The sequence below is a fragment of the Streptomyces sp. NPDC001880 genome (genome assembly GCF_053594575.1).
This window is the reverse complement of the sequence record NZ_JBSFET010000013.1, coordinates 20,898-39,102: the sequence shown is the minus strand read 5'-3', so window position 1 is coordinate 39,102 and position 18,205 is coordinate 20,898. Positions and strand designations below refer to the sequence as shown.

The 18,205-nt window shown below is 70.7% G+C and carries 13 protein-coding genes and 1 pseudogene; 6 read left to right on the top strand and 8 right to left on the bottom strand.

Translation table 11 applies throughout. The annotated features are described in order from the left end of the window. Nucleotides 1-51 precede the first annotated feature (51 nt). A complete protein-coding gene (locus ACWCQ6_RS10845) occupies nt 52-543 on the bottom strand; it encodes a hypothetical protein (protein WP_451087632.1) in 492 nt (163 codons plus the stop codon). A 246-nt stretch (nt 544-789) separates the two neighbouring features. On the opposite strand from ACWCQ6_RS10845, the gene ACWCQ6_RS10840 reads away from it, so the two are divergent. Both ACWCQ6_RS10840 and ACWCQ6_RS10835 read left to right on the top strand, forming a co-directional pair. After that, on the top strand, nt 790-3,039 hold the full coding sequence (locus ACWCQ6_RS10840) for a peptidoglycan recognition protein family protein (RefSeq protein ID WP_451087630.1): 2,250 nt from the start codon (nt 790-792) through the stop codon (nt 3,037-3,039). Nucleotides 3,040-3,147: 108 nt separating this feature from the next. Continuing rightward, on the top strand, nt 3,148-4,143 hold the full coding sequence (locus tag ACWCQ6_RS10835) for an aldo/keto reductase (RefSeq protein WP_451087812.1): 996 nt from the start codon (nt 3,148-3,150) through the stop codon (nt 4,141-4,143). 375 nt (nt 4,144-4,518) lie between these two features. On the opposite strand, the gene thpR is transcribed toward ACWCQ6_RS10835, so the two are convergent. Then, nucleotides 4,519-5,094 carry an RNA 2',3'-cyclic phosphodiesterase gene (gene thpR, locus ACWCQ6_RS10830; RefSeq protein WP_451087628.1) on the bottom strand — a complete coding sequence of 192 codons (576 nt, stop codon included), beginning with the start codon at nt 5,092-5,094 and terminating at the stop codon, nt 4,519-4,521. A gap of 100 nt (nt 5,095-5,194) precedes the next feature. On the opposite strand from thpR, the pseudogene ACWCQ6_RS10825 reads away from it, so the two are divergent. Beyond that, nucleotides 5,195-5,779: pseudogene (locus ACWCQ6_RS10825) on the top strand (Uma2 family endonuclease). A gap of 76 nt (nt 5,780-5,855) precedes the next feature. On the opposite strand, the gene ACWCQ6_RS10820 reads toward ACWCQ6_RS10825, so the two are convergent. Both ACWCQ6_RS10820 and ACWCQ6_RS10815 read right to left on the bottom strand, forming a co-directional pair. Continuing rightward, nucleotides 5,856-7,190, bottom strand: a complete 1,335-nt coding sequence (locus tag ACWCQ6_RS10820; protein WP_451087626.1) for an MFS transporter — start codon at nt 7,188-7,190, stop codon at nt 5,856-5,858. A gap of 97 nt (nt 7,191-7,287) precedes the next feature. After that, nucleotides 7,288-7,728, bottom strand: a complete 441-nt coding sequence (locus ACWCQ6_RS10815) for a MarR family winged helix-turn-helix transcriptional regulator (protein WP_072485764.1) — start codon at nt 7,726-7,728, stop codon at nt 7,288-7,290. Nucleotides 7,729-7,873: 145 nt separating this feature from the next. On the opposite strand from ACWCQ6_RS10815, the gene ACWCQ6_RS10810 reads away from it, so the two are divergent. Next, nucleotides 7,874-8,089 carry a ribbon-helix-helix protein, CopG family gene (locus ACWCQ6_RS10810; protein ID WP_451087624.1) on the top strand — a complete coding sequence of 72 codons (216 nt, stop codon included), beginning with the start codon at nt 7,874-7,876 and terminating at the stop codon, nt 8,087-8,089. Here ACWCQ6_RS10810 and ACWCQ6_RS10805 read toward each other — a convergent pair. Then, nucleotides 8,082-9,536 (bottom strand): NCS2 family permease, encoded by a 1,455-nt coding sequence (locus tag ACWCQ6_RS10805; RefSeq protein WP_451087622.1) that lies wholly within the window; start codon nt 9,534-9,536, stop codon nt 8,082-8,084. The genes ACWCQ6_RS10810 and ACWCQ6_RS10805 overlap by 8 nt on opposite strands. Nucleotides 9,537-9,747: 211 nt before the next feature. Here ACWCQ6_RS10805 and ACWCQ6_RS10800 point away from each other — a divergent pair, with 211 nt between their 5' ends. Together ACWCQ6_RS10800 and ACWCQ6_RS10795 are read left to right on the top strand one after the other, a co-directional pair. After that, nucleotides 9,748-10,062, top strand: a complete 315-nt coding sequence (locus ACWCQ6_RS10800; RefSeq protein ID WP_451087620.1) for a DUF2530 domain-containing protein — start codon at nt 9,748-9,750, stop codon at nt 10,060-10,062. Nucleotides 10,063-10,172: 110 nt separating this feature from the next. Beyond that, nucleotides 10,173-12,653, top strand: coding sequence for a cation-translocating P-type ATPase (locus ACWCQ6_RS10795; RefSeq protein ID WP_451087618.1), 2,481 nt, complete (start codon nt 10,173-10,175; stop codon nt 12,651-12,653). Nucleotides 12,654-12,701: 48 nt separating this feature from the next. Here ACWCQ6_RS10795 and ACWCQ6_RS10790 read toward each other — a convergent pair whose 3' ends face one another. The 3 genes from ACWCQ6_RS10790 to ACWCQ6_RS10780 form a co-directional block, all read right to left on the bottom strand. Continuing rightward, nucleotides 12,702-13,475, bottom strand: a complete 774-nt coding sequence (locus tag ACWCQ6_RS10790; protein WP_451087616.1) for a DUF5707 domain-containing protein — start codon at nt 13,473-13,475, stop codon at nt 12,702-12,704. Nucleotides 13,476-13,647: 172 nt separating this feature from the next. Next, nucleotides 13,648-14,532, bottom strand: a complete 885-nt coding sequence (locus ACWCQ6_RS10785; protein WP_451087614.1) for a DUF5707 domain-containing protein — start codon at nt 14,530-14,532, stop codon at nt 13,648-13,650. Between the two features lie 181 nt (nt 14,533-14,713). Further along, nucleotides 14,714-17,920 (bottom strand): sacsin N-terminal ATP-binding-like domain-containing protein, encoded by a 3,207-nt coding sequence (locus ACWCQ6_RS10780; RefSeq protein WP_451087810.1) that lies wholly within the window; start codon nt 17,918-17,920, stop codon nt 14,714-14,716. Between the last annotated feature and the right edge of the window lie 285 nt (nt 17,921-18,205).

Genomic DNA, 18,205 nt, shown 5'->3' with positions numbered 1-18,205 from the left:
CGATTCGGTCACCTCACGACCGCTCCCGGCCACCCTTGCGGCCTCCCGCGCTCACCCCTCGGCGAACCGCTCCCCGCACCGGCTGCAGAACACCGGCTCCGGATCCTGCGAGAGCCGGCCGCACCCCGGGCAGACCCGGTCCAGCATGCAGGGGGACTCGCCGCCCTCGTACGACAGGGCAGGGGCGGCGGACCTGATCGTCAGACCGGGGCGGCGGCGGTGGACGGTCAGGCAGGTGAGGCCGTCCGGGCCGGCGGCGAGGGCGCGGCGGGAGGTCCGGGGCAGCCAGGCGACGGTGGTGGGCGTCAACTCCAGCGAATCGTCACCCGCCTCGATCCGGCCGTTGCCCGCGACGACGACCAGAAGGACGTCCAGCACGTCCTCCTGGTGCTCTCCGACCTGGCCGCCGGGCGGCAGGCGCACCAGGTTGGCGTCCAACTCGCGCCCTCGCTCGGCCAGTTGCCACAGCGCCCCGCGACGGTCGGGGGTCGCGTCCCGGAGCAGTTCGTCGAGTACGGCCAGAACGCGCGGTACGGAAGTCACGGCACTCAGGCTACGCCCCGGTGGGGGGCGGTGCCGGGCTGTCGTACGGGCATGCGAAGCTGTGCGTCCGCTGTATGCGCGCGCCGGCACTCGTACCCCCCACTGGTCACCTGTGACCTGTGTCGTCGCATGGCACAGCGGGTCATGAACCGACATCGAAGACGATCCCTGGGGTACGACTTGAGATCGAAGCGCAGAATCCCGAACCAGCCCTTCTCGAAGCGAAGAACCTGGATCACGGCCGCCGTGGCGACCTCCGCAGTCGCCGGTGTCCTGGTCTTCGAGGGGGTGACGGGCAACTCCTCGGTGGACACCGACGCCAAGTCCGGCCCCCCGAAGGCCGATGTGCGCGCCACCTCGCTGAAGGTCGGCGACGACGGCACGTCCGCCACCCTCGGCAAGCGGGACACCGCACCGTTCAGCATGCTGGGCGTCACCTGGACCGACCCGGCGGCGAGGATCGCCGGAGCCGTGGAGGTCCGCACCAAGTCCGCCACCAGCGGGAACTGGACGTCCTGGGTGCCCCTCGAAACCGATGTGGACGGGCGTACGGAGGCCGGCCGGTCCGGCGTACGAGGCAGCACCGAGCCCCGCTGGGTGGGGCCCTCCAACGGTGTGGAGGTACGGATAAACGCGGGCGGCAAGGTCTCCGCGAAGCTGCCCGCGGGGCTGCAACTGGACACCGTTGACCCGGGCCGGAGCGGCTCGCTCGCCGCGGAACCGGTCGCCTTCGCGGCCGACCTGCCCGCCGAGGACCCGACGGCCACGCCCACCGCCGAACCGTCGGACCCGGCCCCGTCCGACCCGGCCACGCCCGGCGACGGCACGGAACCGCCCGCCGAGCCCACGCCGACCGAACCGGCGCCGCCGACCCCGTCCGAACCGGCCACCCAGGAGCCCACTGCCCCGGCGAGCCCGAGCCCCTCTGCGTCGCCGAGCTCCTCCCCGGGCGAGACCCTGCCGCCCGCGCCGCCGTCGACCGTGCCGAAGCCGCCCATCACCTCGCGTGCGGGGTGGGGCGCCGACGAGTCGATGAGCCCGGAGGCGCCGGAGTACACGGACACCGTCAAGGCGGTCTTCGTCCACCACACCGCCGGGACCAACAACTACACGTGCGCCGAATCCGCCGCCGTCGTACGCAGCGTGTACGCGTACCACGTCAAGAGCGAGAAGTGGAAGGACATCGGCTACAACTTCCTGGTCGACAAGTGCGGGACGGTCTTCGAGGGCCGTAAGGGCGGCGTGGACCGGCCGGTCTTCGGCGCACACACCTACGGCTTCAACCGGCAGACGGCCGGCATCGCGGTCATCGGCACGTACACGGACACGTCCGCCCCGAGTGCGGTGACCACCGCGGTGGCCCGGATCGCCGCGTGGAAGCTCGGCCAGTACCAGGGCGACCCGGCGGGCACCACGACGCTCGTCGCGGGCGCCACGGGCAGCAACAACTTCGGAAAGGCCTTCACCACCGGTACGAAGTACACCTTCAGCCAGATCTCCGGCCACCGCGACGGCTTCAACACCCAGTGCCCCGGCCTCAAGCTGTACGGACAGCTGCCCACGATCCGCAGCCTCGCCGCAGGCCCCGTCACCGGGCTGGCCGTCAAGTCGGTGACCGGCGCAGGGCTCTCGGGCACGACGTACTACACCAGGTCCGCGGTCACCGTGGGCTGGTCGGCGAGCACCCCGAGCACGTTCGTCTCCAAGTACGAGCTGCTGGTCGACGGCAGGTCCGTCGCCACCACCGCGGGTACCGCGACCTCCGCGCCGGCCACCCTCGCCCTCGGCTCCCACAAGATCCAGGTCCGCGCCACGCACCAGTCGGGCAAGGTCACCACGTCGGCGGCGGCCACCGTGGTAGCCGAGCAGACGGCGCCCACGTTCTCGACCAGGCCGAACCTGGCGCTGCGCACCGGCACGGTCAACACCACGGCCGTCCCGCTCACCCTGAAGTGGAAGGCGACCGACGCCGCTTCGCTCAAGGAGGTCCGGCTCACCGCGCCGGTGGCCAGGACCTACGGCCCGACGACCACCAGTGCCTCGCACACCGCCAAGTCCGGCGCGGCGACCACCTGGTCCATGAAGGCGTACGACCGGGCGGGCAACACGGCCACCGCCTCGGTCGCCGGTACGCCGGTCATCGTGCAGGAGAGCTCTGCGACGAAGTCCGGATCGTGGACGACGCGGTCCTCGTCGAGCTACCTCGGCGGCAAGTCGTACTCCAGCTCGTCGAAGGGTGCCGCGCTGAGCTGGACGTTCACCGGCCGCTCGGTCGCCCTGGTGGCCTCCCGGGCGACCACGTCCGGGCAGGTCCACGTCTATGTGGACGGGGTGAAGGTGTCCACGGTGGATCTGAAGTCCAGCACCACCAAGTACCGGGACGCGCTGTGGACGAAGAGCTGGTCGTCCAGCGCCAAGCACACCGTCAAGATCGTTGTCGTCGCCACCTCGGGCCGGCCGACGGTCACCACCGACGGCATCGTGTATCTGAAGTAGCCCGCACGGCCTGACGCACTGCCCCCGGCACCCCGCTGCTCCGCCGGGGGCAGTCGCATGCCCATCGCCCTTGCTTCGAGCGGACTCGAAGGCGTTGGCTTGACCTCCATGGAGTACACACAGCTCGGACGCACCGGACTCAAGGTCAGCCGCCTCGTCCTCGGCACCATGAACTTCGGCCCGCAGACCAATGAGGTGGACAGCCACGCCATCATGGACGCGGCGCTGGACACGGGTCTGAATTTCTTCGACACCGCGAATGTGTACGGCTGGGGCGAGAACAAGGGCCGCACCGAGGAGATCATCGGCACCTGGTTCGCCAAGGGCGGCGAGCGCCGCGACAAGGTGGTCCTGGCCACCAAGATGTACGGGAACATGGGCACCGACGGCGAGGCCTGGCCCAACCACGACAAGCTCTCCGCCGTGAACATCCGCCGCTCCGTCGACGCTTCGCTGAAGCGGCTCCAGACGGACTACATCGACCTCTACCAGTTCCACCACGTCGACCGGAACACCCCCTTCGAGGAGATCTGGCAGGCGATCGACGTCCTGGTGCAGCAGGGCAAGATCCTCTATGCCGGTTCGTCGAACTTCGCCGGTTACAAGATCGCCCAGGCCAATGAACTGGCCGCCCGGCGGGGCTCGTTGGGCCTGGTCAGCGAACAGTGCATCTACAACCTGATCGAGCGCCGCGCCGAGATGGAGGTCATCCCGGCCGCGCAGGAGTACGGCCTCGGTGTCATCCCGTGGTCCCCGCTGCACGGCGGGCTGCTGGGCGGTGTGCTGAAGAAGGAGCGCGAGGGCACGGCCGGGCGCTCGGCCTCCGGCCGCAGCGCGGACTCGCTGAAGGACGCGGCGCAGCGCGCGAAGATCCAGGCCTACGAGGATCTGCTCGAAAAGCACGGTCTGGAGCCGGGCGAGGTCGGCCTGGCCTGGCTGCTCACCCGCCCCGGGGTGACCGGCCCGATCGTCGGCCCGCGCAACCGGGAGCAGCTGGACTCGGCGCTGCGGGCGCTGGAGCTCGATCTCTCGGCGGAGCTGCTGGCTTCGCTGGACGAGATCTTCCCGGGTCCGGGGCCTTCGCCGGAGGCGTTCGCCTGGTGAGGACCGTCTGACGGACCGCCGGCCGTCGCCGCCTCGTCCCCTCGGGGGCGCGGGCGGCGGCGGCCCGTTTCCGTGCCCGGTTCAGGGCGCGTCCAGTTCCTTCGGGGCCGCCGCCGGCCGGTCCGGCTCCGCCTCGCCGGTCGCGCGGGCGATCCTCAGCGGCCCGCGCCGGAAACGGGTCGTCGTACGCCTCGGAGCCGAGCGGCCGCTCCCCCTCGTGGAAGAAGCTGCTCGGCCCGATCCGCCCGGCGGCCCCGGCCGCGTCACGCCCCGACCGCGGACGCCACGGCGACGACGACGAACATCAGTACGAGCACGGCCGCCATGACGCGGTTTCTGGTCTTCGGATCCACCCTCCGAGCCTAACCGCCGGTCTCAGTGCCCCAGCGCCCAGGATGCGACCACCTCGTACCTGGGCCGCTCGCCCGGCACCCCCGCGACCGGCAGATTGCTGCGCACGAGGGCCATCTCGCCGACCTTCCAGCCGGTGCCCTCGAAGCCTGCGAGCGCCTCGACACAGGGACGCAGATCGACCTCGGCGCGGCGGCTGCGGGCGAGGGTGAGGTGCGGGCTGTAGCGGCGGTGCTCGTCCATCGGGATACCGGAGCGGCGGGCTGCGGCTTCGGCGCGCTCGGCGAGGAGCCGCAGCGTGTCCAGCGCGCCCGCGGCCCCCACCCAGAGCGCCCGCCCACCGAACCGGCCGGCACCGTGGATGCGCAGCGGGAAGGGGTCGGTGCGGTGGGCGGCCCGGGCGAGGCGCTCCTCCAGCTCGGGCAGCAGTTCCTCGTCCACGGGCCCCAGAAAGGCCAGCGTGAAGTGCCAGCCGGGCACACCGGTCCAGCGAAGATGCTCGGCCTCGGGCAGCGCCTGCAGGGGGGCGACGGCACGGCGCAGTTCCTCGACGGCGGGGGCGGGCGGCAGCACGGCAACGAAGAGTCTGAGACGGCTCATGGGCCGAGTGTCGCACCGTACCGGCGTGCCCTGGTCTTCGTACGTATCGTTGTACTACGCGGCTGCCCGCGCCCGCGCGGCAGCGGGGAGAAGCGCCACGATGACCGTCGCAGAGACCGACAGGATCGAGATGGCCGAAGAGAGCGACGAGCGGACTCTGGACATGATGTTCGAGTGGCTTGAGCCCACCCCCGAGGGATTCAAGGTCGAGATCGTCGAGGGCAACATCTACATGTCGCCGCAACGGCGCACACACTGGCGGATCATTCTCGACATCATCGAGCAGTTGCGCGCAAGGTACCCCCGGGAGCGCTTGCTGTCCGATGTGCGCATCGACTTCCCCGGGATGCTCAACGGTTTCGCCTCCGATGTCGTGGCCCTGGCCGAAGGTGCCATGGAGGATGCCAACGGCCGATACCACTACGGGGACATCGACTTCGTGGCCGAGGTGATCTCGAAGAGCACCGCCGCCAACGACTACGGATCGAAGAAGGCCACCTAGGCCACCGCCGGTGTGCCCGTGTACCTCATCGTCGACCCGTACACCGGTACCTGGCATCTCCACACGCTCCCGAAGGAGGACGAGTACCGCAGCGTACTGAGCCTCGACTTCGGTAACCCGGTCGACCTCGTCCCGACCGTGGTGGGCCTCACCCTGGAGACCGGCGGCTTCCCCCACGACTGACGCTACGAGGCACATGGCACGGCCCCGACCGGTGCTCACCGGTCGGGGCCGTGCCATGTGCCTCGTCGGACGGCGCTCACGCCGCCGCGGCCAGCTCCTCCCGCTGGACGAGCCGGACGTGGGGGCGGCCGGGCCGCAGGTCGACGCGGAGGCGCAGGCCGCCGACGCGAGCCAGCATCAGGCCGACACCGAGCGCGGCCACCAGCGAGAACGCGCCGCCGACGGCCATGCCCGTACGGACCCCGTAGGTGTCGCTGATCCAGCCGACGATCGGGGCGCCCACCGGCGTACCACCGGCGAAGACCATCATGTACAGGCTCATGACCCGGCCGCGCATGGCCGGGTCGGCGGCCATCTGGACGCTCGTGTTCGCGCTGATGTTGGTCGTCAGCCCGATCATGCCGATCGGGACGAGCAGGATCGCGAAGAGCCAGACGGACGGTGACAGGGACGCGATGATCTCCAGCAGCCCGAACACCGTGCCCGCTGCCACCAGCATCCGCAGCCGGGAGGCGCGGCGGCGGGCGGCGAGCAGGGCGCCGGCCAGGGAGCCGGCCGCCATCAGGATGTTGAAGAACGAGTACATCCCGGCGCCGCCGTGGAAGATCTCGTCCGCGAAGGCCGTGAGCCAGATCGGGAAGTTGAACCCGAAGGTGCCGACGAAGCCGACCAGGACGATCGGCCAGATCAGCTCGGGATGGCCGGAGACGTAGCGCAGGCCCTCCCTCAGCTGGCCCTTGGCGCGGGGTACGACAGTGGTCTTGTGCAGCTCGCCGGGACGCATCATCAGCAGGCCGATGAGCGGGGCGGCGAAGGACAGGCCGTTGAACATGAAGGCCCAGCCGCTGCCGACCGTGGTGATCAGGACACCCGCGACCGCCGGGCCGATGAGCCGGGCGGACTGGAAGTTCGCCGAGTTGAGACTGACCGCGTTGCGCAGCTGTGCGGGTCCGACCATCTCGGACACGAACGACTGGCGGGCCGGGTTGTCGACCACCGTCACCATGCCGAGCAGGAAGGCGATGAGGTAGACGTGCCACACCTGGACCACGCCGGAGAGTGTGAGCACCGCGAGGGCGATCCCGCACAGGCCGAGCGCCGCCTGGCTGACGAGGAGAAGCTTCCGCTTCGGCAGACGGTCCGCGATGACACCGCCGTAGAGGCCGAACAGAAGCATGGGAAGGAACTGGAGGGCCGTGGTGATGCCGACGGCGGTGGCGGACCCGGTGAGGCTCAGCACAAGCCAGTCCTGCGTGATGCGGGACATCCAGGTACCGGTGTTGGAGATCACGGCGCCCGTGGCGAACAGGCGGTAGTTACGGATCTTCAGCGACGAGAAGGTCCCGCCGGGCTTGCTCTCGTGGGTGGAAGTCGGTGCGGGGGCGGAGTCTGCTCCGGATCCCGTACTCAAAAGGGTTCGCCTCCTCGGGCGTATGCGTTTCGCTGACTGACGGGGTGCGGAGGCAGGGGCGGTGCGCCGGCTGTGGTCCCGCGCACCGCCCCTGCCGCTACAGATGGGCGAGCTTCTCCAGCACGGGCGCCGCCTTGCGGAGCGTCTCCCACTCGTCCTCGTCCAGGCCCTCGGCGAGGGCGGTCAGCCAGGCGTTCCGCTTGGAGCGGCTCTCTTCGAGCATGGCTTCCGCCTGCTCGGTCTGGCTGACCACCTTCTGGCGACGGTCATCGGGGTGCGGTTCCAGTCTGACCAGCCCCTTGGCTTCGAGCAGCGCGACGATGCGAGTCATCGACGGAGGCTGCACATGCTCCTTGCGGGCCAGCTCGCCCGGTGTGGCCGAGCCGCACCTGGCAAGCGTGCCGAGCACCGACATCTCGGTGGGGCTCAGCGACTCGTCGACGCGCTGGTGCTTGAGGCGCCGGCTGAGCAGCATCACGGCGGAGCGAAGGGAGCTCACGGCGGCCGCACTGTCGCCGTCGTGGATCAGGTCAGGCATGTTTATTAGCGTAACTCATTACCTACCCTAAAGACCATTCGTGTTACACGCGCGCGAGGCGCTTCGCCCAATCACTCACCCGAACGAGTGAGTTGGATGCGTAAAGTGACGCGAAACGACCCACTGGCCCGTAACCCTGCTTGCCATGGGATCGACTGTGCTCAGCCTGCGGATAGACGGTGAGCTGCTCGACCGGCTCCGGCAGCATGCCGCCAAACGCGGAATGAGCGTCCAGGACTATGTCGTCCGGACGCTCATTCGCGATGACTTCGACGAGCGCTTCAAGGCGGCCGTCGACGAGACGGAGAGGTTCTACGGCCCCGAGAGGACCGCGGGGATCAGGGCCGAAGAGGTCACGTGAGGCCGAGGGCCGGCATCGCGTAGTAGAAGACGAAGACGGCCGACACCACGTACATGGGCACCGGCACCTCGCGCCAGCGTCCGGCCGCCACCCGCAGCACGGAGAAGGCGATGAAGCCGATGCCGATGCCGTTGGTGATCGAGTAGGTGAACGGCATCATCACCATGGCCAGGAAGGCCGGGATGGCGAGCGTGTAGTCGCTCCAGTCGATGTCCCGCACCGAGCCCGAGATGATCAGGAAGCCCACCGCCAGCAGCGCGGGGGTGGCCGCCTGCGAGGGCACCATGGTCGCCAGCGGCGTCAGGAACAGCGACACCGTGAACAGCAGGCCCGTCACGATGCTCGCGAGGCCGGTGCGGGCGCCCTCGCCGACACCCGCCGTGGACTCCACGAAGCAGGTCGTGGCGGAGGAGGAGCTCGCACCGCCCGCGGCGACCGCGATGCCGTCCACGAACAGCACCTTGTTGATACCGGGGAAGTTGCCCTCCGGGTCGGTCAGCTTCGCCTCGTCGCCGACCCCGAGGATGGTGCCCATCGCGTCGAAGAAGCAGGACAGCAGCACGGTGAAGACGAACAGGATGCCGGTGAGCACACCGACCTTCTCGAAGCCGCCGAACAGACTGACCTCGCCGATCAGCCCGAAGTCGGGTGTGGAGACCGGATTGCCCGGCCACTGCGGGACGGTCAGGCCCCAAGCCCCGGCCGGCAGGTCGGCGACGGCGTCGATGATCAGCGCGACGGCCGTCATCGCCACGATGGAGATCAGGATCGCGCCCGGCACCTTGCGGACGAGCAGCGCGAGGGTGAGCAGCGTACCGAGGACGAAGACCAGGACCGGCCAGCCGTTGAGGTGGCCGTCACCGCCGAGCTGGAGCGGCACGGTGGTGTGCGCGGCGTCCGGGATACGGGAGACGAAGCCCGAGTCGACCAGGCCGATCAGCAGGATGAAGAGACCGATACCGATCGCGATGCCCTTGCGGAGCGAGGTCGGCACGGCGTTCATCACGCGTTCCCGCAGGCCCGTCGCGACCAGCAACATCACCACGATGCCGGCGAGGACGACCATGCCCATCGCGTCCGCCCAGCTCATCCGGGGGGCGAGCTGGAGGGCCACGACGGTGTTGACGCCGAGGCCGGCCGCCAGCGCGATCGGCACATTGCCGATGACACCCATCAGGAGCGTGGAGAACGCGGCGGTCAGCACAGTGGCGGTGACCAGCTGGCCACCATCGAGCTGATGACCGTACATGTCCTTCGCGCTGCCGAGAATGATCGGGTTCAGCACGATGATGTACGCCATTGCGAAGAACGTGGCGAAGCCGCCGCGGATCTCGCGCGCGACCGACGACCCCCGCTCGGAGATCTTGAAGAAACGATCCAGGCTGCTTTGTGGCTGGGGAGCCGAGGGCTGCTTGGCGTCGACCGGAGCGGTGGCCGAGGGGGACATGTATGACCTCAGTCGTACGTAGAGGGGGAGTGAAAGTGGTCAGCTTTGGACTTTTACACGAATAATTCGAGTCAGCCGTAAGCAGATTCAGTATGAATACATAAGGCGAAGATCGCTATCTCCGCGCGTAGACCCTTGGGGCGACCGGCCGGGCAAGGCTTCGGCTCCGCCGTCCTCACGGGGCGGCGAAGGGGCCCCATACACTGAGGTCATGGCGAAGTGGACACCGAAGCACGAGGCACCCGAGCCCCTGGAGGGGCCCGTCGTCGCCACCATCACCGGCGGCACGATCCTCTGGTTCGTCCTCTTCCTGGTCCAGCTCCCCTTCTACGGCTGGTTCGACGACCACGGACACCTGTGGTGGCTGTGGACCTGTCTGGCCGGTGCGGGGCTCGGCCTGATCGGCATCTGGTACGTGCGGGGACGTGACGCCGCGATCAAGCGGGCAGCCGCCGCGGCCGCCGACACCGCCTCTTCCACCGGTACCGCCACGTCGGCCGACACCGGGAAGGGCGCCACCGCCTGAGGGTCCGGCACCGGCCCCGTACCACCTCAGGACCATCGCCCTCCTCCCCCGGTCTGATCTTCGGACCCCTCAGTGGGTGAACCGGACCATCCCCCCGTACCGTCGAAACCATGACGCAGCGGGCACCCCATTCCTTCGGTGAGCAGACTCCCGAAGCAACCGGCTCCACCAGCCACCCCGGTTCGGCCATGATCGACGCCGGGGCCGAGCTCGACCCGGTCCACCCGGTGAGGCTGCCCGCCCCGGCCGTGGACCCACGCGGGCTGAGCGCTGCCGAGGTGGCCGAACGGATCGCCCGCGGCGAGGTCAACGACGTACCCGTCCGCTCGTCCCGCTCGCTGCGCGAGATCGTCCGCGCCAACGTCTTCACCCGGTTCAACCTGATCATCGGCGTGCTCTGGCTGATCATGCTGGCCGTCGCGCCGTTCCAGGACAGCCTCTTCGGCTTCGTGATCATCGCCAACACCGGCATCGGCATCATCCAGGAGTGGCGGGCCAAGAAGACCCTGGACAGCCTCGCGGTCATCGGCGAGGCGAAACCCACGGTCCGCCGGGACGGGATCTCGGCCGAGATCTCCACCTCCGAGATCGTCCTCGGCGATCTCATCGAGCTGGGCCCCGGCGACAAGGCCGTGGTGGACGGCACGGTCGCCGAGGCCGACGGCCTGGAGATCGACGAGTCACTGCTCACCGGCGAGGCCGACCCGGTGCTGAAACAACCCGGCGACCCGGTGATGTCCGGCAGCTTCGTCGTCGCGGGCGGGGGCGCCTTCACCGCCACCAAGGTCGGCCGCGAGGCCTACGCCGCCCAGCTCGCCGAGGAGGCGTCCCGCTTCACCCTCGTCCAGTCCGAGCTGCGCACCGGCATCTCCACGATCCTCAAGTACGTCACCTGGATGATGGTGCCGACCGCGATCGGCCTGATCATCAGCCAGCTCTTCGTCAACGACAACGACGTCAGGGGATCGATAGCCCGGACCGTCGGCGGCATCGTCCCGATGATCCCCGAGGGCCTGGTGCTGCTCACCTCGGTCGCCTTCGCGATCGGGGTCATACGGCTCGGCCGCAAGCAGTGCCTGGTCCAGGAGCTCCCCGCCATCGAGGGCCTGGCCCGGGTCGACGTCGTCTGCCTGGACAAGACCGGCACCCTCACCGAGGGCGGCATGGACGTCACCGAGGTGCGGACGCTCGGCGGGGCGGACGACACGTACATACGCAGTGTGCTGGGCGCCATCGGCTCGTCCGACCCACGGCCCAACGCCAGCCTCCAGGCCATCGTCGACGCCTGCCCGGACGGCGAGCGGTGGCGGTGCACGCAGGCGCTGCCGTTCTCCTCGGCCCGCAAGTACAGCGGCGCCGCCTTCGACGAGGGCGGCGGCCGGCAGTCGTCCTGGCTGCTCGGCGCCCCCGATGTGCTGCTGCCCGAGCAGGACCCGACGCTCGCCGAGATCGAGCAGTTCAACGCGCAGGGCCTGCGGGTGCTGCTGCTGGCCCGCACCGAGGGTGCGCTCGACGGGCCGGACGTCGCGGCCGGGGCCGAGCCGAGCGCCCTGGTCGTGCTGGAGCAGCGGCTGCGGCCCGACGCCGGGGAGACCCTGGCGTACTTCGCCGACCAGCGGGTCGCCACGAAGGTCATCTCCGGCGACAACGCGGTCTCCGTCGGCGCGGTCGCCGGAAAGCTGGGGCTGCCGGGCGCCGAGCACACCCTGGACGCGCGCCGGATGCCCACCGAGCCGGACGACATGGCCACGGCGATGGAGGAGAACGCGGTCTTCGGCCGGGTCACCCCGCAGCAGAAGCGGGACATGGTCGCCGCCCTCCAGTCCCGCGGCCACACCGTCGCCATGACCGGCGACGGCGTCAACGACGTGCTGGCGCTGAAGGACGCCGACATCGGCGTCTCCATGGGTTCGGGCTCCGAGGCGACCCGGGCCGTCGCCCAGATCGTGCTGCTGAACAACAGCTTCGCGACGCTGCCGTCCGTCGTCGCCGAGGGCCGCCGGGTGATCGGCAACATCACCCGGGTCGCCACCCTGTTCCTGACCAAGACCGTCTACTCGGTGCTGCTGGCGGTCCTGGTGGTCTGCTCCCAGGTCGACTACCCGTTCCTGCCGCGCCATCTGACCCTGCTGTCCACGCTGACCATCGGCGTCCCGGCGTTCTTCCTGGCCCTGGCCCCCAACAAGGAACGGGCGCATCCGCACTTCGTGCGCCGGGTCATGCGGTACGCGATCCCGTCGGGCGTCATCGCGGCCGCCGCCACCTTCACGACGTATCTGATCGCCCGGCACTACTACACCGGTGCGGGCGCCCTGGAGGCGGAGACCAGCGCGGCCACGCTCACGCTCTTCCTGGTCTCGATGTGGGTGCTGGCGATCATCGCCCGCCCGTACACCTGGTGGCGGATCGGCCTGGTGCTGGCGATGGGGCTGGCGTTCCTGCTCGTGCTGGCGGTGCCCTGGCTCCAGGAGTTCTTCGCACTGAAGCTGGTCGGGACGACGATGCCGTGGGCCGCGGTGGGCATCGCGGTGGTGGCGTCGGCCGCCCTGGAGTACACCTGGCGGCTGGTCAGCCGACGCTTCCCGGCGTAGGGGCGGTCCCCCGCCCCCGCCGTCACGGCACGTCGTTGCCTCGCGTCGTCACTTCACGTCGACGAAGTCACCGGCGGTGGTGACGGCCGGGGTGGTGGACGTACCCGCGAAGCTGTAGCGCCAGTAACCGTCGACCGACGCCTTGACCGTGGTCTTCAGGTTCCCGGTGCTGTTCGTCCTGATCGTCTTCACCGTGGTGTACGTGGAGCTCGTCTTCTTGCGGAACTGGAGCTTCACCGACTGCGTCGCGTAACCGTGGTACGCGTGGTCCTCCCAGTTCGCCCGCGACAGCTTCCCCGTCACCGTGATCGTCCCGCCCTTCTTCACCGGCTCCGGCGCAGCGTTGACGGTCAGCTTCGAGTAACGCTGGACGTTCGTGGTGGCGGCGAAGTCGGAGTAGTGGCTGGAGCCGTCCTTGGCCTCGGCGCCCGCGAGAACGTGCCAGGAGCCCGCCAGCGCGTTCTTGTACAGGTCGACCCTGGGGTCGACGGTGATGGTGAGGGAGCAGGTGCTGGTGGTCGCGCTCGCGGCCTTGCAGGTCGCCTCGTCCTCGTTGGGCAGCAGGGCGCCGTCCATGCCCTCGTCCTGGTCCTTGCCGTGCCACAGAAGCAGCCAGCCGGTCTCGATGCCGGAGGCGTGCGAGGCGGTGACCGAGACGGTGATGGTCCTCGGCGCCGTCGTCCCCAGGACGGTGCTCCTGCCGCCATTGATGGTGATCTTGGAAATGACGGGGTCGGCCGATGCCGCGTGCGCCGCAGGGGCGGCGAGGGCGGACAGGACCAGGGCGCCGGAGGCTGCGGCGACAGTGGCACGTATGCGCATGGGTTTCTCCGTGGAGAAAGGCCTTGGGGGCCGGACTGGATGCACGGGACGGATGCGTGAGCAGCGGGACCCCTCACGGAGGGATCCCGCTGCTCACGGGTGACCACAGGTGGCCGGGTGCGGCCACCTGTGGGACTACTTCGCGTTGTCGCTTCGCTTTCGCTTCGCGTCGTTACTTCACGTCGACGAAGTCACCGGCGGTGGTGACGGTCGGGGTGGTGGACGTACCCGCGAAGCTGTAGCGCCAGTAACCGTCGACCGACGCCGTGACCGTGGTCTTCAGGTTCCCGGTGCTGTTCGTCCTGATCGTCTTCACCGTGGTGTACGTGGAGCTCGTCTTCTTGCGGAACTGGAGCTTCACCGACTGCGTCGCGTAACCGTGGTACGCGTGGTCCTCCCAGTTCGCCCGCGACAGCTTCCCCGTCACCGTGATCGTCCCGCCCTTCTTCACCGGCTCCGGCGCAGCGTTGACGGTCAGCTTCGAGTAACGCTGGACCCGGGCGGTGCTGTAGTAGTCGGTGTAGGCGATGTCCGTCTGGTTACCGGCGAGCACACCCGCCGAGACGTGCCAGGTGCCGGCCAGGGCGTTCTTGTACAGGTCGTAGCGCGGGTCGACCGTGAACGTCAGCTTGCACGTGGAGGTCGTCGCGTTGACCTTGGTGCACGTCGCCACGTCCTCGTTCGGCAGGATCGCGCCGTCGATGGTGTCCGGCGACGTCGGGTTCGTGCCGTGCCACAGGTCGGCGTAGGCGTCGACGATGCCGGAGGCGTGCGAGGCGGTGACGGAGATGGAGAACGTCCTCTTGGCGGTGGTGCCCAGGACGATGTTCTTGCCGCCGTTGACGACGACCTTGGAGATGACGGGTTCCGACGCGTCGGCGGTGGTGGCCGCGGCGGCCTTCGAGGCGCCCCGGGCGGCGGTGCCGAAGGCCTCGGCACCCGACGTCGGCTTGTTCAGGTTCGGAACGGAGTGGTCGCCCGCGAGGGCGGCCGGGACAGCCAGAGCAGACAGGACCAGGGCGCCGGAAACGGCTGCCACAGTGGCACGAATACGCATGTGTTTCCCCAGTGGAGAAAGGCCCCGCGGGCACGTGATGCGCCACGGGCGGGGCTGGTTCGGACGGTGAGTCTGCTGACTCGTCAAACCAGACCCGCAACGCATGTGAAGGGTTGTACACGAAAATGAACTTCTCGCGAAGATCTCTCCGTGTGAGCACCCGGACACACCTGACGATCCGTCAGTCGAACCAGCGGTCCCGGGCCAGTTCCTCCGTACGGGAGGGGTCCTCCAGCAGCGCCGCGACCTCGAAGCGGCGCGGCCACTGCCCCGCCGCCCAGGCCAGGCCCGCCGCGACACCCTCCAGCGTGGCGGCGTGCACCGTGCCGTCGGGGGTGCGGCGCCAGTCCAGTTCGACGCCGCCCGCGCGCAGTTCGCCGTGCTCGACGTACACGTCCGGGGTGCCGGCGCCGAGCAGCACCCGTACCGCGTCCGGTACGTGATGCTCCTCGCCCTCCGTCGACACCTCCGCCTCGACGCTCTCGCCGAGCCGGCGCACCTGGAACAGCTCGGCCAGCTCGGCCGCGCGCGTGGGGGCGACCGGGAGCAGCGGGAGCCCGTCGGTGAGCGGCAGCAGATCGGGGGCGTCCGCGATCACGGCGTCCGCCGCGTCGACGACCCGCACCTCGCCGTCGACCACGGCCCGCAGCTCGTCCGGCAGCGTGACCTGCTCCGGGTCGAGGTCGGCCAGGGCGGTGTACAGGGAGTGCAGTTGTACGGGGCCGACCGGTCGGTCCTCGTCCGCGAGCCGGCCGAGGAGTTCGGCGGCGCCGCCCGGCTCGTCGAGCAGGGCAGCCACGGAGGTCCGTACGCCGAGGGCGCGCAGCACCTGCGCGTCGTCGAACCCGGTCGCGTCGGCGGAGTCGTACAGCCCGGCGAGCCGGGGGTCGCCGCCCGCGGCCCGCAGCCCGGCGGGGCGGCGGCCGTCGAGCACCGGGTGGTCGCGCAGCCACCAGGCCGTGTAGGGGCGGACGGACTGTGTGGTGCCGTCCGGCAGCAGCACCCGCACCGGCTGGGTCAGCGCGTCGCGCAGCGGCGGCCGGGCGAGCATGGCCAGCGCCTGCGGCCAGGCGTCGTCGTCGACCAGGTCCAGATCGCGGACGGCGACGATCTCGGTGGCGACAGGCGGTACCGGCGTGTCCGGCAGCTGATCGAGGACGTCCTCGCACCACACGTCCACGGCGTCCAGCAGACCGGCGTCGTCGGGTTCGGCGAAGTCGCCCTCGCGCGGCTCCAGTTCGTCCGGGTCCAGCACGACGTCGGTGGCCCGCACGAGGGCGAAGGTGGCCAGCACCCCGCAGGCGGTGAGCGGCTGTTCGCCCCAGCGGTCGGCCAGTTCCTGGTCGCAGAGGGCGAGTTCGCCCTCCCGCATGACGGCCGCGAACGGGCTCGCGGGCAGCACGAGTTCCCCGGCGGGGGCCGGTTCGCCGTCCTCGTCGGGGAGTGCGAGGGCACCGAGCCAGGGCTCGTCGCCGGGTGCCAGCTCGGCGTCCCGGACGAGGGTGAGGACGGTCTCGGCGAGCTCGTCGCCGTCCAGCGCGTCCTCGTCCCAGACCTCGCCCGCGTCCAGCGAACCGGCGACGGCGGCCCGCACCTGCGGGGTCGTCAGCACGGCGCGCGGGGTGGCGGGCAGGGCGCCCAGCTTCTCCAGCAGCGGATGGGCGGCGTCCGGGTGGGCCACCTTCAGCCCGAGCCGGGCGAGGCGTTCCAGCACAGGTCCGGCAGCTGCGTCGGGGAGCGGGAGGAGCACCTGGCGGGGTCCGATGGTGGTGCGGGGCACGGCCGGGGTTCCGGGGTCCGCGGCCTGCGGTGTCCCGGCCAGCGGTACGGGCAGGCCGGAGAGACGGTCCGGGTCGATGCCGGACAGGCTGTCGTACAGCCGCCGCCACCAGCCGGGGTCGCGTTCCAGACCGGCGAGCCGGTCGATCGCCTCGGTCAGCGGGACCCGGGCGACCTGGAGCGTGCGCAGCTCGCTGCGGCGTTCCAGTCCGGCGGGCAGCAGACACGGCAGGACCTCGGCGAGCACCCGTACGGTCTCGGCGCCGACGCCTTCCAGCACCTCGGCCTCGATGGGCCGCAGCGCGGCGGTGGCCGCCCCGGGGAGGCCGTCCGCCCCCGCGTCCCAGGTGTCCCACGGGCCCGCCTCGGCGGTGGTGTCACGCGGGGCGGCGGGTGCCAGGAACGCGATGCGCGGCAGCCGCTCCAGGATCGCGCCGCGCAGCGCACCGTCCAGTTCGCCCTTGCCGAGCGGTCCCGGTACGAGGTCGATGGTGTCGACGGACACCGGCTGCCAGTCGGCGAGCAGTTCGGCGTACGCGTCGGCGGCGCGCTGCACCAGGAAGTCGGTGAGCGGTCCCGGCGCGAAGTGGCGGCGGGCGGTGTCGAGCGGCAGCGAGGCGATGAGCAGCGCGGGGATGCCGAGGGGTTCGTCGGTGGGGGTCGGCGCGTGGACGACGGGGAGGGTGCGGGGGCGGACCGGGGCGCCCTCCGTGTCGACCGGGACCGCCCAGGTGACCGACCAGTGCGGGCGCAGCCGTTCCTCGCGGGGGCGGTCGGCGAGCAGGGCGGGCTCGACGGGGCCGTGGTGGGTGACGGTGCGCCAGCGGTTGGTGCCGTGCGCGGAGTCCTCGATGTGGGTGTACGGGCCGTGCTCGGAGCGGCGCAGCGTCCGTACGGTGTCCGGGGTCTCGATCACGATCTCGTCGAGGCCGGGCAGGGTGAGCAGCAGGGCGTCGTCGACCGCGTCGAGCAGCCGGAGCACGAGGTCCTCGGCGCCGCCGTCGCGCAGCGGGAGGACCACAACGGTGTCGTATCCGTCGGGTGCGGTGCCCTCGGCGGGCAGCGGGAGCCGGAGCAGTGGTACGTGGCCGTCGCGGCGGCGCAGTTCGTCGCCGAGGCCGGGGCTGGCGACGGCCGCCCGCGCGGCGAGGTCGCGGGCCTCGGCGAGTGACCAGCGGACACCGCCGTGCCGGCCGACGACGGCGGGCTCGTCGCTCACGGCGAGCACGGCGGCGAACCCGACGCCGAACCTGCCGACCGCTCCTTCGTGCCCCTCGCGCTTGGCGGAGGCGCGCAGCGTGGAGAGCGACTCCACGCCGGTGGCGTCGAGGGGTGCGCCGGTGTTGGCGGCGGCGAGGACCGCGGGGGCGTCCGGGGCCGCCGGGTGCAGCGTGAGGCGGAGCCGGCCGGGGACCTTTGCGCGGGCGGCGGCGTCGGCGGCGTTCTGGGCCAGCTCGACGACGAGGCGGTCGCGGTAGCCGCCGAGCGCGAGGTCCTCCTCGGCGTTGGCGTCCTCGCGGAACCTGGCGGGGCCGGCGCCCCAGGCGTCGAGCACACCGCGCCGCAGCCGCGCGGTCCCGAACGGGTCGGCCCCTTCGGTCGCATTCATGCTCACGCTCTGACTCCGCTCTTCCCGGTTACTCACTGTCCATGCCGCCAAGTGTGCGCCCGAAGGTACCGGGTCCTCGCGCCGGGCGGGGGCCGTGGAACAGCGCATCGACCGGTTCAGGCCCTTGGGCTCCGCCGTTGGGCAGGAGGTTGCCGCACCGCCCTCCACGGCAAGGGTTCCGCCCTCGATCGCCGGGCGGGGGCCGTGGAACAGCGCATCGACCGGTTCAGGCCCTTGGGCTCCGCCGTTGGGCAGGAGGTTGCCGCACCGCCCTCCACGGCAAGG